The organism is Exiguobacterium sp. BMC-KP, assembly GCF_001275385.1.
Taxonomy (GTDB): Bacteria; Bacillota; Bacilli; order Exiguobacteriales; family Exiguobacteriaceae; genus Exiguobacterium_A.
Genome location: NZ_LGIW01000012.1, coordinates 245,911 through 260,948 on the forward strand (window position 1 = coordinate 245,911; position 15,038 = coordinate 260,948).

The window sequence follows — 15,038 nt, forward strand, 5'->3', positions numbered from 1 at the left end:
ACCTCGTTTCTCAAAAATACAAAAAAAGACCCCTTCGCAAGAAAGAAGGAGGTCTTTATAAAATAAAGACGCTCTTCTTATCTCTCAAGCTTTCGCTTGCTGGATTTGGCACAGTACGAATCAAATCGTCCGCTGCCGAAACATCATCGGGCCAGTCCCTCCGTTTCTCGCGATAAAAAGAAGTCATTCAATTGTTGTAAAACACGTTTCTTACCGTACCGCATTGAGTAACGCGTGTCAACTGTACTTTACTGAAGTGCTTGTTTCAATGTCTGGACGTTTTCTTCCATCAATTTGAAATAAGAACTGTTTTGTTGCGTTTTCGTGACCGACTCTAGGTTATGAATCGTCACGGATTCAGCTCCGATTTCTTTTTGGATGACGCGCGCGACCTTCGGGGAAACAGTCTCTTCGAATGCGATATATTTCAAATCATGCATGCGTGCTTCTTTCACTAAAGCAGCCAGTTGCTTTTGTGAGGGTTCATCGGAAGGAGAAATTCCGGCGATTGGAAGTTGCGTAAATCCGTACCGTTCTGCAAGATAACCATAAGCGGCATGCGTGACAAGCAATTCTTTTTTCGATCCGTCAGCGACGGCTTGCTTGAATTGTTCGTCTAACTCATCAGCTTGTTGGTCGAAGGCTTCTAAGTTTTTCTCGAATGTTGCTTTATCTTTTGGTGCTTCTTTTGATAGAGCAATTGTAATCGAACGTGCCATTGCTTTCGCGTTGATAGGATCGAGCCAGACGTGTGGATCATATTTTCCATGATCATGTCCTTCTTCTTCATGCGCATGTTCATCCGTTGCGTGATCATCATGTCCTTCTTCTTCATGAGCGTGAAGCGTAGCATCCGATTCTAGTAAGGTAACGTCTTTACTCGTCTCAATGAAACGGACGTCCGTGCCTTTTAAGCTCTCTTGGATTTTTTTCGAATACGGTTCGAGTGTCGTACCTGTCAAGAGGAATAGGTCACCTTTAGCGATTTCAGTGAGTTGCTTTGAGGTGGGTTCATAAGAGTGAGGGTCTGCTCCAGGTGGGACGATCATCTTGACGCTGACTTGATCACCGCCGATTTCACGAGCAATAGCAGCGGTTGCGAACGTTGATGTATAAACTTCTGTCTGTTTGTTATTTGAAGTCGACGAATCGCTGTTTGAGCCGCAAGCTGCGAGGAGACTTGCACTCGCAAATGCGACCGTTAGAGCGGGAATGACTTTTTTCATTATGTGTTACCTCCGTTTTTAAAACGTAATTGTTCCGATTTGGACTTTTTCACTATAGCGGAACGTACGGGAGGCGTCAAGTAGGAATACCGAGACGTTCGACTTCTTTTAAAACGGGGTAAAAGAGTAATAAAGTGAAGAAACTGGTACGTCTTATTGGAGGTGATCAAGTGAAACGTGAAACTGCATGGCTAATGGGGGGAGCTGCATTATTGACGACGGCAGCAGCGGGAGCAAGCATTTGGAACAATTATGGGGCACTGCTTCGATGGACTGAACCCGCCTTGCCACTCACAGAAAAACAACTCGCACCGCGGACGCTCACCTACAAACAAGTGGGAGACCGCACCTTACAACTCGATCTCTATTATCCGCCAGGAGAAGGACCGTTTCCGGTCGCAATCTACGCGCATGGTGGCGCATTCGTTCGTGGTGAGCGCGAGGACATGTTCTGCTTTAGCCCAATCGTTGATCGCCTACTTGAACTCGGAGTTGCCGTTTGTAGTATCGATTATCGTTTGTTCGAAGACGGCAGTTATTTTCCGGATAACTTGGAGGATGTACGGGATGCGCTATGCTTTTTAAACAAGGAAGCAGAGGATCTCCGTATTCTAAGAGGACGAATGATGGTATGGGGAGACTCAGCCGGAGCTGCACTTATGCTGACGACGGCACTTGCTCCAACTGCTTTCGTCGGGGAGCGCGATGAAGGACACATGCCATTGATCAGTGGTGTCATCGCTTTATATCCACCGACGAATTTTTTATTGTTTAATTTCATTCAGACTTGGATCGCTCACATTAAGTTTTATAAAGGTGGACGGGAAGAATGGCGCAAACTTATGACCCACGTTTCACCCGTGACGCATCTCTCATCAGACGCCCCACCAATCATGCTCCTGCATGGCAAAAAAGATCCAATCGTTCCCTTTTCACAAGCGCTCCATTTCGTTGAGAAGGGAGCCGATGTAGGAGCGGATGTCCGTTTGTTTTCTTTTCCGAATGGTACCCACTCACTTGCTAGTTTTGCACAGACCGAAAATCCATTAAAGATTGAGCGACTGCTCGAACGAATTGAACGATTCACCTGTCAGGTGTTGTTATTGCCACCGCGACAACTTTCAAGTGAAAAACATGATACAATCAGTCATATTTCTTGAATGAAGGAGACAGAGACATGACTGAAATTTGTTTAGTGCGGCATGGTCAGACGGATTGGAACTTAAATGAACGGATCCAAGGAAGAGAAGATATTCCATTGAATGCAACAGGAAGAAGACAAGCGGAGCTAAGCGCCGCTTATCTAGCAAATGAGGAGTGGGATGTCTTATTAGCAAGCCCGTTATCGCGTGCCGTTGAGACAGCTGAAATCATCGGTCGTGCTGTCGGATTGACGATCACAGCGACGGATGACCGACTCGTTGAACGCGAGTTTGGTGCAGCTTCCGGTGAGCCGGTCGCAGCGATTTATGAAGCGGTTCAAGCGAACGATACGAACCTCGTTCCGGGTCTTGAGACGGAACAAGCGATTCAGGACCGCGTGTTCGAAGCGTTACAGGAAGTGACGCGAGTGCATGAGGGCAAACGCATCTTAATCGTTTGTCATTCACATACGATCAAGGCAGCCTTATCATCGATTGATGAGACGTTCAGTTACCGGACACCGTTAAAAAACGCGTGTGCGAATTATATCCACTATACGGATCACTATACGATTGATCGAATTAATGTAGCGGATCACATCACGGATGAAGTTGAGAAACCTTAAGAAATCGGTGCTTCCGGATGTTCTGCTAAATACTGTTTGAATGTTTCCTTCGCAATGCTCGTAATATGCGCGCCACGTTTTGAACGACGATCCTTGTACTCTTGGACGAGCTCCTCGCCGGCGAATCCGTCCTCGACGACTTCGCGTAAGATTGATTCGGATAAATCATTCTTCATCATGACCATCTTACCGGTGAAGACATACGAGACGTGTTCGCTTAAGGCAGTCCGTTCAAGGGGCGTGACGATCATCGCAGCAGGATCATTATCAGGTCGTGAGATCGTGATTTCAATTAAAGCACGTAAATGTTTTGTGAACAATTCATCGACGATTGGCTGATCGCTAGAGGGTACGACGATTTCTGCAACCCATTGTGCTGTCTGTTCGGTGCTGACCGTCAACCCGTCCTGAATGGCGACAGGAATCGTTGTATCGCGCCCGGATTCATCCATTAAAATGCGTAATGTGCATAATTTAAAGGTTTTCATGAAAAAATTGCCCTCCCTTGATCGCTTACGATTTTTCTACAGTATACCGTGCGGAATGTGGGACGGGAAACTTTTCCTGACGAAATTCGTATGAACTATGTTTAAATAAGACTAGATACTACTAACAGGAGGATCGTTCATTATGCCGCAAGTACTCATTGGAATATTAGGAATCCTGGGTATCGTTTTGCTTGCCCACCATATCATCATGTATTGGCATGCTGAACCGACAGACCGCCCGACGCTTGCATATCGCATTGCGCTCCTGATTGCCTGTTTGCTACTCATTAGTGGAAGTGATCATTTAATCAGTATTTTTTACGCGGATTCCTTAGCCGAATTCGGTCAACGCATAACGTATATCGTCTTCATCGGAGGTGCACTTGGCTTCGCGTGGTACTTTCGTAAGAAGATGGAACAAGCGCCAACAGAAATGACACCTGTCGGAAACGAAGCAGGATTGACATGAGAAAAAGCGCCGTTCGTCCTGAGGGAGGAGGAACGGCGCTTTTTTGTGTCTTATTTTAAACCACTCGCGAGTCGCGTATCGCGAATCATGTCGAGTTTTAACTTCCAAAGACGGTCGCTAAAGGTCACAGCATAGATTTCTGGCAAACGAAGGCGTTTGTATTCTTCCCACAGACGTCCAATCTGTGTTTCGTGGAAGTGGCGGCTCTCTTCGATTGTTGGAACCGTGTAGATCAACTCGCCGTCTTTAAAGATTGGTTCAAGCAACCGCTCGACTTTGAATTGCTCGACGCGGTTACGGAACGACGGGTCCCGGACATCGATTAAATCAACAGCTTCGAGTGTCGATGGATCTTCATCCATCAACGTGACGTAATCGCCTTTGAACTTATCTGTCACCGGATCGATGATGCGGTAGACTTCTTTGATATGAGGCGTTGTCGTTTTCGCTTTGGATGAGGATACTTTAATGACAGGAATAAGTTCGCCCTCTACTTCACGCGCGACGAGTTTATAGACCATTCCGAGAGCTGGTTGTTCGTAAGCCGTGATGCCACGTGTCCCGACGAGGAACGTGTTGGCTTGTGCGCCTTGAATCCGTAAGTCTTGGATGACGTATTCATCGAGGTCACCTGATAAGACGATGTCGACTTCTGGGAAGCCGGCTTCGTCAAGCATGTTGCGGGCGCGTTTTGACAAGTAGGATAAGTCACCAGAATCAATTCGGATGCCGCGGAGTTTGTGTCCTTTTGCTTGTAACTCTTTAGCGACCGTGATTGCATTCGGAAGACCACTCTTGAGCGTATCGTACGTATCGACGAGTAACGTCGCTTGATCCGGATAATGGGAAGCAAATGTTCGGAACGCCGTCAATTCGTCATCGTGGAATTGAATGTCGGCGTGCTCCATCGTTCCACCACACGGAATGCCGAAGTCGCGTCCTGCTGAAGCAAGGCTTGTGACGTCAAAACCAGCCAGGTACGATGCACGTGTTCCGAAATAAGCCGCATCGATCCCTTGGGCGCGACGTGCACCTGCTTCAAGGAACTTCGCACGGGGAGCCGATTGCCGGATGCGTGCGTATTTCGTCGCGATGAGCGACTCGTGATTCGCGATGTTCAAAATTGCCGTTTGTAGGAGTTTCGCTTCAAAGATTCGTGCTTCGATTCGAATCAGCGGTTCGTTCGGGAAGACGATCTCGCCTTCTTTGACACTTGAAATCGAGCCATTAAATTTGAACTGACGGAGTTCATCCTTGAATTCATCCGGAAAGCCAATCATCTCTTGCAAGTACGTGATATCTTCTTCCGTGAAACGGAGTGTTTGGATATACTCGATGATATTCTCAAGACCTGCAAAGACGACGTAGCCTCCTTCGAACGGATTTGAACGATAGTAGACATCAAAGACGGCACGTTCGTTATGACGTCCTTCTTTCCAGTAGATATACATCCATCGCGGTAAGTATAGATCGGTATGGAGTGCAAGATTACGTTGTAACATGACGGACAGATCCCTTCTTATTCGCCGACGACTTCTGCGCCGATCGATTGTTTAAAGTGTGTGAGAGCCCAGTCGTGACCTGTCGCGTTAAAGCTTGCGACAGCATCCGCATGGACGACGATACGATATCCGAGATTATAGGCATCAACAGCTGTATGAAGGACACAGATGTCCGTACAGACACCGACGAGGTGGACTTCGCGAATATCCCGTTCACGCAAGCGTAAATCGAGGTCCGTCCCGGCGAACGCACTATAACGCGTCTTGTCGATGACGTGATCGGCGACCCGTGCCATGGCAGCGACTTTCCCGAAAAGATCGCGTCCGTGTGTTCCCCGGATATTGTGCGGCGGGAAGAGGACAGTCTCTGGATGGAACGTATCGCCTTCTTCGTGAATATCGTTGGCGATGACGACGTAATCCTCCGTTGAAAATTCCTCCATCAACGTAGCAATTCGTTCTTCAATCGCTTGTCCTGGTTTTCCACAAGTCAGCTTTCCTTCATCAGCAACGAAATCGATCGTGTAATCAATGACAATCAGAGCGCGCATATGCGTTAGCCCCTTTCCGATTTTGAATTAGTGTTCTCTTTCACATTGTACTCTATCTCACACAGAAGGCAAAAGGAAGAAATCGGATACAAATAGGTATAGAGAAGTAAAAGAATGGGGTATAAGGTATAGGACGAAAATGATAGTAGAGGAGGAGAAAGCGATGGCTAGGTTGAATGAATACGAAGTGGAAGAGCGCCTGGAGCGGTTGCAGGATTGGAGTGTCGTCGATGATGAAATCGTTCGGACGTATACACTCGCATCGTTTCCCGCAGCACTGGATTTCGTACAGGAAGTCGGGAGTGTTGCTGAAAACTTGAATCATCATCCACGGATCGTGATCGATTATAAAAATGTTACACTTGCGGCGACGACTCATGATGAAAACGGATTGACGGAAAAAGACTTTCAACTTGCGGAGGCCTGTGATGCCATCTAAACTTTCGATTACATTCGGTAGCGGTTCGTTCGTTGAACAAATTCGTTCCCGTGATGCTCATATTCGTGTCGCTAGCGGAAGCGGCGATGCCATCCTCTGGATGGAAACGGACTCGAAATCGCCTTTTCAAAGTGGCAATACCTATGCGTTGCTCGAATCGCGTGGGAACTTTTCAAATGAAGGCAGTCTCTTCTATTGGTCTATTCCGGCAGATAAAAATAGCGGGGATCTATTCGTGCACCAAGTCATGTCGAATCCGAAAGTCATCGGAGCAGAATATAGTGGCTTCCAGGCATTTCGGATTGGACGTGTCGAGAAAGGAACGGATCTTGTCCTATTGATTCAGTTCCACGAGACGGGGGACGGCGTCCGTTATGCAAAATCAGTTGAACGTCTCACGGTAGACCAGTATGCTGAAGAGGCAGGGAAGTCGTTCGCGCCTTCTCCCGTCATGAAACGGTATCAAATCGTACCACCAACAAATGAGTGAGATGCAGGGGGACTAACAGATGAAGAAGAACTATTTTGTCGTAGCAACACTTGGTGGCGCACTTGTCGGCGCTACTTTATCACTACTGCATAAAGATACGCGCCAAGCGCAGTTCGCGGCAGTGAAACGGACATTCAGTGGTGCAGGAACACAATTGTCTGCCGTCAAACAAGATCCAAAAGGACGCTTTGAGGAATTGAAAGCACTCTATACGGATAATCAGGAAACAATCCATAACCTGATTGACGATGTGAAGGACTTAGCAGAAGTGCTTCGTAAATAAGCTAAAAAAAGGGACTCGCACTAAAAGCGTGAGTCCCTTTTTGTATGCCGTTTTACAAGTAGCGGAAGAATAATCCGAGTACGGCAAACGCGATGATGATATAGAAGAAGATCCGACCAAATTGACCAGAACCGCTTACAAAGACAGGTCCACCGCTCGAACGACGACCCGTTTGGAACGGACGTGTGAATGGGACGGCACGATTACCAAATACGAATCCGAAGAGGAATCCGAGGACGAAACCGTACAAGTGACCAAAAACAGCGACGTTCGACCCAAGTAACGTAAAGACTGCCGTGACCGCAGTGAAGATATACACAAGGCGTGTATCGTCTGCCATGATGACCGTCCGCTTGAAGCGACTCAAGTAGACATAAAAACCAAGCAAACCAAGAATGGCACCAGATGCTCCAGCTTGTCCATAAAACGGTTCATTGATTTTCGTGAAGTACGTCAAGATGTTCGCAAGCGTACCAACGAGCAAATAAAAGGCAGCAAATCGACCATGACCAATCATTCGCTCGAGAGGTGGAGCAAAGATGACAAGGGCAAACGTATTGAACGCAATGTGCCAAAAATCGTAATGTAAGAAAGTTGCCGTGACGACACGCCACCATTCACCTTGTTCGATTAAGAGATTGATGGATGCCCCTGCACTTAGAGGAGAGAATGTCAGATTAAGGGCCACACCTAACTGTTCGATGACAAACAGGGCGACTTGGATTAAAATGAACAACGAAACGACCGGATAAGAACGTGTGAACGTTTGTAGGTTTTCCGTTCGACTAAACATGACAACACCTCGCTTCATCTTCATTCTATATGAAGATGGCGAAGAATAGAACTGTGGAGGCGTCTCGGATGATTTATGGAATTGGAATCGATTTAGTAGAACTGGATCGAATCGAGCAAACGCTTGAACGACAGCCACGGTTTATGGGAAGAATCTTGACGAAGGCAGAGCAGGAGCGATTTCAATCGCTCTTAGGACACCGTCGTATCGAGTACCTCGCGGGACGCTTCGTAGCAAAAGAAGCGTTCGTCAAGGCATTTGGAACCGGTGTCGGAAAAGAAGTTTCCTGGCAGGACGTCGAAATTTTAAACGATGAGACGGGAAGACCAATCATGACCGGACCATTTGATGGCGTCATCCACGTCTCGATCACACATTCTGAGCACTATGCGTCTGCGCAAGTCTTATTAGAGAAGAGGGAATGAGATGTACCGACCAACTTGGATTGAAATCGATCGGGAAGCGATCGCGCATAATATACGCGAAATTAAAACACGAATGGGCGAGCAACAAGTGATGGCTGTCGTCAAAGCGGATGGCTACGGTCACGGGGCAGTGACAGTCGCTGAGATTGCTCTTGAAAACGGAGCCGACTTACTCGCTGTTGCGTTACTCGAAGAGGCAATCGAGTTACGAGAAGCGGGCATCCAAGCACCGATCCTGATGCTTGAAGCCTTACTGCCGGAGCATGCGCCCGTCGCTTCGAATTATGACGTCGCCGTTCCGGTCTTCTCAGCGGACTGGCTACGGGAAGCAAAACAGCATTTGACAGAGATTGATCATCTTCGTTTGCATATCAAAGTCGATACGGGAATGGGACGGCTCGGGCTGCAACATGTCGATGAATTGAAACAAATCCTTGTTGAATGTGATGATGATCTGATTGAACTCGAAGGAATCTATACGCATTTCGCGACCGCGGATGAGCTGAATAGTCGATTGTTCGAGCGCCAACTCGAGACATTTTTATCCTATGTCGCACATGTACCAGACATTCGATACATCCACTGCGCGAATTCAGCGGCAGCGATCCGTCTAGCAGGTCAAGCACCGTTCAACGTCGTTCGAGTCGGTATCGCGTTATACGGGGCGATGCCGTCTGATGAGATGGCAGGACATTACGAGTTCTTAAAACCAGCATTTTCGCTGAAAAGTCGTCTGATGCAGGTCAAACAAGTCGAGCCGGGTCAATCGATTAGTTACGGCGCGACCTATACAGCGCCGACCGATGAATGGATCGGGACCATTCCGATCGGGTACGCAGATGGTTGGTCACGTAAATTCCAAGGTTATTCCCTGATCGTAGACGGTCTACCGTGCGAAATCGTCGGACGTGTCTGCATGGATCGCTTGATGATTCGTTTACCGCGAGAATATCCGATTGGGACGGAAGTCATCTTGATTGGAGAAGGGGCACCGATTGAAGAGGCGGCCCACTGGCTCGGGACGATTAACTATGAAGTTCTTTGCCAATTCTCGAAGCGTGTTCCGCGTCAATGATTCGTACAGGACATCAATAAGATGGCAAAAATATGTTATTTGTTTGAATTTTGATTGTATTTTCTGAATTCGGCTGATATATTGAAGTAGAAAGTGAGTCGTTCGTTAAGGTTTCAGTGAATCTGGAGGTGCCATTATCTTGGTCCAACAACGGGAAATGCAGTTTGTTGAGCGAAATGTAGCGAAGGAGACGATTGGGATGAAGTCGAACCATACGACCGAAGAACGCAAGCGTCAGCTACGTGAGGAATTGAAACGTGGTTACGAAGAAATGGCAGCAATCAATTTATCGATCGTTGGCGAAATGTTCCAGATTGAAACGGAGGCGGAGTTCTCACTCCTACGTCAAGTAAGCGGGGTGTAAGCTTTGATAGTCAAACGTGGCGACGTGTTTTATGCAAATTTGTCACCTGTGGTCGGATCGGAACAAGGGGGAGTTCGTCCCGTGCTTGTTCTACAAAATGATATTGGTAACCGATTCAGCCCGACAGTTATCGTGGCTGCGATCACGGCACAGATCGACAAAGCCAAACTACCGACCCATGTGGAAGTATATCGAGAGCGACACGGATTAGAACGTGATTCGGTCATCTTACTTGAGCAAATCCGGACAATTGATAAACGCCGTCTAACGGATAAAGTCACACATCTAGATCCAGACACGATGATGAAAGTAAATAGTGCCGTTGCAATCAGCTTAGGCTTGGTTGATTTTTAGGCACTTACATAGAAGCGCAACACAAGAAGAGTCGATACTAGCGTATGCGACTTTTTTTGACCTCTTTTTTTAAAAATGGGTTTTAAAGTTTTCTTTACGGGGAAACATACCCAAGTGACCTTTTTATAAAGGGATGAGGTAGGATGAATAGAAAGACCACATAGACAGATTTTCCTTGAGGAGGAACTTGAAGATGGATTTAACAATTAAAACAGAGCAGCTTGACGGTCAGACGCATCTTTATATCGCAGGTGAGATTGATACGTATACGGCACCAAAGCTTCGTCAAGAATTAGTCCCGGCAGTCGAAACAAATGACGTCATCGTGCATTTGGATGAAGTACATTACATGGATTCAACAGGTCTCGGTGTTTTTGTCGGTGCACTCAAAGCAGCGAAAAAGAACGGTACGTCGTTCACGCTCGTCGGTGTTTCTGAACGAATCCGTCGCCTGTTCGAGATCACTGGTCTTTCAAGCATCATTACAATTGATAGTGGTGTACGAGGTGGTACGCAATGAAGAACGAACAACTAAACATGACATTACCGGCAAAACCGGAATATGTAGCCATTGCTCGTTTGACGGTTTCAGGCGTCGCAAATCGCATGGGATACACGTATGATGACATCGAAGATATCAAAATCGCTGTCTCAGAAGCGTGTGCAAATGCTGTTCAACATGCATATGAAGGAAAAGAAGATGGTAGCATCGCATTGACATGCAACGTTTATCCAGACGATCGTCTAGAGATTGTTGTCAAAGATAACGGCATTACGTTTGATAAAGATGAGGTCAAACGCCAAAGTGAACCGATCACGGATTCACACGATCTCGATTCCTTGCATGAAGGAGGGCTCGGTATCTTGATGATCGAAGCATTGATGGATCAAGTAACGATCGAGAAAGCGAACGGCGTCACTGTCCATATGACAAAATATATGAATAGAGATGAGGTGGGTCAAAGTGCCAGCAAAGTCTCAACAACGCCATCACAGTGATGATGAAGTACTTCGACTGATTGATTTGTATCAGCAGGACGACCAAGATGAGGAAGTGCATGCGGCATTACTCGAGCGTTATTCAGACTTGGTAGAAGCTTTGGCCCGGAAGTTCTCGCGTGGTCGACCGATTCATGACGATCTTGTTCAGGTCGGAATGATTGGGTTACTCGCAGCACTTCGCCGATTCGATAAGGAATTTGGTCGCAGTTTTGAATCGTTTGCTGTTCCGACGATCATTGGAGAAATCAAACGTTTCATCCGCGATAAGACATGGAGCGTCCACGTTCCACGTCGCATCAAGGAACTCGGACCAAAAATCAAGAAGGCGGTTGAAGAGTTGACGACGGAGCTACAACGCTCTCCTCGCATCGATGAGATTGCTGCTCGCCTTGAAGTATCAGAAGAGGAAGTCCTCGAAACACTCGAGATGGGGAAGAGTTATCAAGCTCTCTCCGTCGATAGCTCGATTGAGGCAGATCAGGAAGGTAGTACCGTTACCTTACTCGACCTCGTTGGTAATCAAGAGAATGGCTATGACTCTGTCGATCAGCGTCTGATTCTCGAAAAAGCATTTGCTGTTTTAACAGACCGTGAGCGTTCGATTCTCGAATGTGCTTATTATCGCAATATGAGCCAAAAAGAAACGGGAGAACTACTCGGCATTTCACAAATGCACGTGTCCCGTCTCCAACGACGTGCTTTGCAGAAGTTGCGTGAAGCGATTAAAGTCGAACCGAATGAAGTATTTTCAAAAGACTGACCTCGTGTCAGTCTTTTTTCTTTTCGATGCATTCTTCGGTATAATGAATGAGAGGTGAAGCAGATGGAAAAGAGAATCGCAAGTGAATTGAATGTACGTCCTGCTCAAGTGAAGGCAGTCTTACAATTGACGGAAGAAGGCGGTACGATTCCGTTCATCGCCCGCTACCGGAAAGAACAGACAGGTGAACTTGATGAGGTCGCGATTAAAGCGATCCTCGACCGACATAAACAATTAACACAACTTGAAAGTAGACGAAGTGATGTCCTTGAAAAAATCGAGGAACAAGGCGTACTGACACCCGAACTCCGTCGAACGCTCGAAGAAGCGACGACCTTACAACAAGTCGAAGATATCTACTTACCGTTTCGACCAAAACGTCGGACGAAGGCGGAAATTGCACGGGAAGCAGGGCTTGCGCCACTTGCTGACTGGTTACGCGACAAGTCTGCCTATGATGAGGCAACATTCCAGCGTTTGAGCGGTACACTCGATTCGGAAGAAGTCCTTGCCGGGACACAATCAATCATCGCTGAGGAGTGGGGCGAACAAGCGACGGTGCGTGAGTTCATTCGTAAGCAAATACGTCGTTCAGCAGAAATCGTTACAAAACAGAAAAAGGATGCAGTTGATGAAAAAGGTGTGTTTGCACAGTACTATGCTTACAACGAACGGATTCAACAGATCGTTCCGCACCGGATTCTCGCGATCAACCGTGCCGAGTCGTTGAAAATCGTCTCGGTGAAGGTCGTTTTAGAGGAGCAGCAGGTTTTACCAACATTGCTTCGTTCCTATGCACAACTGGCGCCAAAGAAACGTGACATCGTGGAAGCGGCGATCACGACCGGATATAAAAAATCCGTCTTCCCTGCTATCGAACGAGAAATCCGAAACGAACTGACTGAGAAAGCAGAAATTCAGGCGATTGACGTCTTCGGTAAGAACCTCCGTCAACTCTACATGCAGCCACCGATGAAAGGAAAAGTCATGCTTGGTCTTGATCCGGCTTATCGGACAGGGTGTAAGTGGGCGGTCATTGATCCGACGGGTGAGATGAAGGAAGTCGGTGTCATCTACGTGACGATGTCAGAGCAAAAAGCGAAAGAAGCGCGCCAAACCCTTTCAAAGCTCGTCGATACATATGGTATCGAATTGATTGCAATCGGTAATGGTACGGCTTCTCGCGAGACGGAAGCGTTCGTTGCAGACTGGATGAAGGGGCAAACGGATATCGCTTTTACGATCGTGGACGAGGCAGGCGCAAGTATTTACTCTGCGTCAGAGATTGCCCGGACCGAATTCCCGGAGCTTCAGGTCGAACAACGATCAGCGATCTCGATTGCACGTCGTCTGCAAGATCCACTTGCTGAACTCGTCAAAGTCGATCCACAATCGGTTGGTGTCGGTCAGTATCAACATGATGTCTCACAAACGAAACTCAGGGAGACGCTTGATTTTGTTGTCGAAACGGTCGTCAACCAGGTAGGTGTTGATGTGAATACAGCGTCAGAACCGCTTTTGAGTTATGTAGCGGGAATCACGAAAGCAACAGCGAAAAAGATCGTCGAACGTCGCTTGGAAGTCGGAACGTTCAAGACACGTCAGGAACTGTTAAAAGTGCCTCGCCTTGGTGCAAAAGCATATGAGCAGGCAGCAGGATTCCTACGAATTCTAGAAGGGACGCATCCACTTGACCGAACGCCGATCCATCCGGAACAGTACAAAACAGTCGAGAACCTCTTCAAGACATTAGGGTTAATGCTCGACCAAGTCGGAACAGATGCAGTTCGCGAACAATTGTCTACACTATCGTTACCAGAGATGGCACAGACGCTCGAGATCGGGGAACCGACATTACGTGACATCATCGAAGCGTTACAACGTCCAGGTCGTGATCCACGAGAAGCGCTTGATAAGCCGTTGCTCCGTCAAGATGTTCTATCAATGGATATGATCCAAGTGGGGATGGAGTTCCAAGGAACAGTCCGTAATGTCCTCGATTTTGGTGCATTCGTGGATATCGGAGTAAAAGAGAATGGATTGATTCATATCTCGAAACTCAGTCGTAAGCGTGTCAAACATCCGCTTGATGTTGTTGCTGTGGGTGATATCGTAACCGTATGGGTGACGAATGTTGAACCAGAGCGGGGACGGATTGGATTGACACTGGTTCCGCCGGAATGACGAACGAACAATTACAACGATACGTCGAGCAGCTTTCGCTCGACGTATTTTCCTTACCGTTTCGACATGAAGCTTATTTTAACCCACGATTGAAGACGACGGGTGGTCGCTACTTCTTAGGGGATCATCACTTAGACTTTAATAAACGATATATGGATGACATGAAAGTCTTCCGCGGCATCGTGATTCATGAACTGTGTCATTACCATTTACACCTAGCGGGAATGGGGCATCGTCATCAAGATCAAGACTTTAAGGAATGGTTGGAGCGGTACGGTGGGCTTCGATACAGTCCGAGAAGACAAGAAGACGAAAAAAAATCCTATCTTTATGAATGTGAGAAATGCAGCACATTATATAGAAGGAAAAGACGCATGAATACGGAAAGATACCGGTGCGGTCGATGTCGTGGAAAGATTTTTTACAAAAGTAGTTGACGTTCATTTCGGAGCATGATAAATTATAGAAGTCGTCAAAACGACAGCAACTAAACAACTTATCGTCGCTAAAAACTTTTTTAAAAAAGCATTGACGAAAAGAAAAAAAGTTGCTACTATATAAAAGTGTTCCGAATAGAACGTAACGTTCCGCAATAGCTCAGTGGTAGAGCAACCGGCTGTTAACCGGTAGGTCGTAGGTTCAAATCCTACTTGCGGAGCCATTCTTTTGGAGATGTACCCAAGTGGCTATAAGGGGCGCCCCTGCTAAGGGTGTAGGCCGGGAAACTGGTGCGAGGGTTCGAATCCCTCCATCTCCGCCAGACCTCTTATGTGAAAATGTTTCTTGAGAATAATTATTGATTACTTAGATGGCCCGTTGGTCAAGCGGTTAAGACACCGCCCTTTCACGGCGGTAACACGGGTTT

20 protein-coding genes, 2 tRNA genes and 1 riboswitch are annotated in these 15,038 nt (G+C 47.1%); of the genes, 17 read left to right on the top strand and 5 right to left on the bottom strand.

Annotation, left to right across the window (positions count from 1 at the left end; translation table 11 throughout):
* Positions 1–74: 74 nt before the first annotated feature.
* A riboswitch (SAM riboswitch) is annotated at positions 75–179 on the bottom strand.
* Between the two features lie 69 nt (positions 180–248).
* Entirely contained in the window at positions 249–1,226 is a 978-nt protein-coding gene (locus ADM98_RS02760; protein ID WP_053452159.1) for a metal ABC transporter solute-binding protein, Zn/Mn family, read from the bottom strand.
* A 170-nt stretch (positions 1,227–1,396) separates the two neighbouring features.
* Here ADM98_RS02760 and ADM98_RS02765 point away from each other — a divergent pair, with 170 nt between their 5' ends.
* Positions 1,397–2,386 (top strand): alpha/beta hydrolase, encoded by a 990-nt coding sequence (locus ADM98_RS02765; protein WP_053452160.1) that lies wholly within the window; start codon positions 1,397–1,399, stop codon positions 2,384–2,386.
* Between the two features lie 17 nt (positions 2,387–2,403).
* On the top strand, positions 2,404–2,994 hold the full coding sequence (locus tag ADM98_RS02770; RefSeq protein WP_053452161.1) for a histidine phosphatase family protein: 591 nt from the start codon (positions 2,404–2,406) through the stop codon (positions 2,992–2,994).
* Here ADM98_RS02770 and ADM98_RS02775 read toward each other — a convergent pair.
* Positions 2,991–3,482, bottom strand: a complete 492-nt coding sequence (locus ADM98_RS02775) for a YwpF family protein (protein WP_053452162.1) — start codon at positions 3,480–3,482, stop codon at positions 2,991–2,993. The two genes, ADM98_RS02770 and ADM98_RS02775, sit on opposite strands and share 4 nt — an antisense overlap.
* A gap of 142 nt (positions 3,483–3,624) precedes the next feature.
* Here ADM98_RS02775 and ADM98_RS02780 point away from each other — a divergent pair, with 142 nt between their 5' ends.
* Positions 3,625–3,951 carry a hypothetical protein gene (locus ADM98_RS02780; RefSeq protein WP_029342848.1) on the top strand — a complete coding sequence of 109 codons (327 nt, stop codon included), beginning with the start codon at positions 3,625–3,627 and terminating at the stop codon, positions 3,949–3,951.
* Positions 3,952–4,001: 50 nt separating this feature from the next.
* On the opposite strand, the gene ADM98_RS02785 is transcribed toward ADM98_RS02780, so the two are convergent.
* Both ADM98_RS02785 and ADM98_RS02790 read right to left on the bottom strand, forming a co-directional pair.
* The gene (locus ADM98_RS02785; RefSeq protein ID WP_053452163.1) at positions 4,002–5,453 is read right to left on the bottom strand and encodes a nicotinate phosphoribosyltransferase; all 1,452 of its coding nucleotides are present in this window, start codon (positions 5,451–5,453) and stop codon (positions 4,002–4,004) included.
* Between the two features lie 17 nt (positions 5,454–5,470).
* Positions 5,471–6,004 carry a cysteine hydrolase family protein gene (locus tag ADM98_RS02790; protein ID WP_053452164.1) on the bottom strand — a complete coding sequence of 178 codons (534 nt, stop codon included), beginning with the start codon at positions 6,002–6,004 and terminating at the stop codon, positions 5,471–5,473.
* Between the two features lie 163 nt (positions 6,005–6,167).
* On the opposite strand from ADM98_RS02790, the gene ADM98_RS02795 reads away from it, so the two are divergent.
* The 3 genes from ADM98_RS02795 to ADM98_RS02805 are packed head-to-tail and all read left to right on the top strand — an operon-like array spanning position 6,168 to position 7,216.
* Complete coding sequence (locus tag ADM98_RS02795; protein WP_053452165.1) at positions 6,168–6,443, top strand: 4a-hydroxytetrahydrobiopterin dehydratase; 276 nt, start codon at positions 6,168–6,170, stop codon at positions 6,441–6,443.
* Positions 6,433–6,933 carry a hypothetical protein gene (locus tag ADM98_RS02800; RefSeq protein WP_053452166.1) on the top strand — a complete coding sequence of 167 codons (501 nt, stop codon included), beginning with the start codon at positions 6,433–6,435 and terminating at the stop codon, positions 6,931–6,933. Before ADM98_RS02795 ends, ADM98_RS02800 begins: the two co-directional genes overlap by 11 nt.
* A 19-nt stretch (positions 6,934–6,952) precedes the next feature.
* Positions 6,953–7,216: a hypothetical protein gene (locus ADM98_RS02805; RefSeq protein ID WP_023469628.1), complete on the top strand. Its 264-nt coding sequence runs from the start codon at positions 6,953–6,955 to the stop codon at positions 7,214–7,216.
* A 52-nt stretch (positions 7,217–7,268) separates the two neighbouring features.
* Here ADM98_RS02805 and ADM98_RS02810 read toward each other — a convergent pair whose 3' ends face one another.
* Positions 7,269–8,009: a rhomboid family intramembrane serine protease gene (locus tag ADM98_RS02810; RefSeq protein WP_053452167.1), complete on the bottom strand. Its 741-nt coding sequence runs from the start codon at positions 8,007–8,009 to the stop codon at positions 7,269–7,271.
* 68 nt (positions 8,010–8,077) lie between these two features.
* Between ADM98_RS02810 and acpS the strand changes: the two genes are divergently transcribed.
* The 11 genes from acpS (at position 8,078) to ADM98_RS02860 (ending at position 14,933) form a co-directional block, all read left to right on the top strand.
* A complete protein-coding gene (gene acpS, locus ADM98_RS02815; protein ID WP_053452168.1) occupies positions 8,078–8,434 on the top strand; it encodes a holo-ACP synthase in 357 nt (118 codons plus the stop codon).
* A gap of 1 nt (position 8,435) precedes the next feature.
* Complete coding sequence (gene alr, locus ADM98_RS02820; protein WP_053452169.1) at positions 8,436–9,509, top strand: alanine racemase; 1,074 nt, start codon at positions 8,436–8,438, stop codon at positions 9,507–9,509.
* Between the two features lie 139 nt (positions 9,510–9,648).
* Positions 9,649–9,873: a hypothetical protein gene (locus ADM98_RS02825; RefSeq protein ID WP_023469624.1), complete on the top strand. Its 225-nt coding sequence runs from the start codon at positions 9,649–9,651 to the stop codon at positions 9,871–9,873.
* Positions 9,874–9,876: 3 nt separating this feature from the next.
* A complete protein-coding gene (locus ADM98_RS02830) occupies positions 9,877–10,227 on the top strand; it encodes a type II toxin-antitoxin system PemK/MazF family toxin (protein ID WP_023469623.1) in 351 nt (116 codons plus the stop codon).
* Between the two features lie 193 nt (positions 10,228–10,420).
* On the top strand, positions 10,421–10,747 hold the full coding sequence (locus ADM98_RS02835; RefSeq protein ID WP_029342841.1) for an STAS domain-containing protein: 327 nt from the start codon (positions 10,421–10,423) through the stop codon (positions 10,745–10,747).
* Entirely contained in the window at positions 10,744–11,226 is a 483-nt protein-coding gene (rsbW, locus tag ADM98_RS02840) for an anti-sigma B factor RsbW (RefSeq protein WP_050679021.1), read from the top strand. Before ADM98_RS02835 ends, rsbW begins: the two co-directional genes overlap by 4 nt.
* The gene (gene sigB / locus ADM98_RS02845) at positions 11,192–11,989 is read left to right on the top strand and encodes an RNA polymerase sigma factor SigB (RefSeq protein ID WP_023469620.1); all 798 of its coding nucleotides are present in this window, start codon (positions 11,192–11,194) and stop codon (positions 11,987–11,989) included. Before rsbW ends, sigB begins: the two co-directional genes overlap by 35 nt.
* A gap of 63 nt (positions 11,990–12,052) precedes the next feature.
* On the top strand, positions 12,053–14,173 hold the full coding sequence (locus ADM98_RS02850) for a Tex family protein (protein WP_053452170.1): 2,121 nt from the start codon (positions 12,053–12,055) through the stop codon (positions 14,171–14,173).
* Positions 14,170–14,610: a SprT family protein gene (locus ADM98_RS17100; RefSeq protein WP_082318481.1), complete on the top strand. Its 441-nt coding sequence runs from the start codon at positions 14,170–14,172 to the stop codon at positions 14,608–14,610. Before ADM98_RS02850 ends, ADM98_RS17100 begins: the two co-directional genes overlap by 4 nt.
* A gap of 149 nt (positions 14,611–14,759) precedes the next feature.
* Positions 14,760–14,834, top strand: a tRNA-Asn gene (locus ADM98_RS02855).
* Between the two features lie 7 nt (positions 14,835–14,841).
* Positions 14,842–14,933: transfer RNA gene (locus ADM98_RS02860), tRNA-Ser, on the top strand.
* Positions 14,934–15,038: the final 105 nt, after the last annotated feature.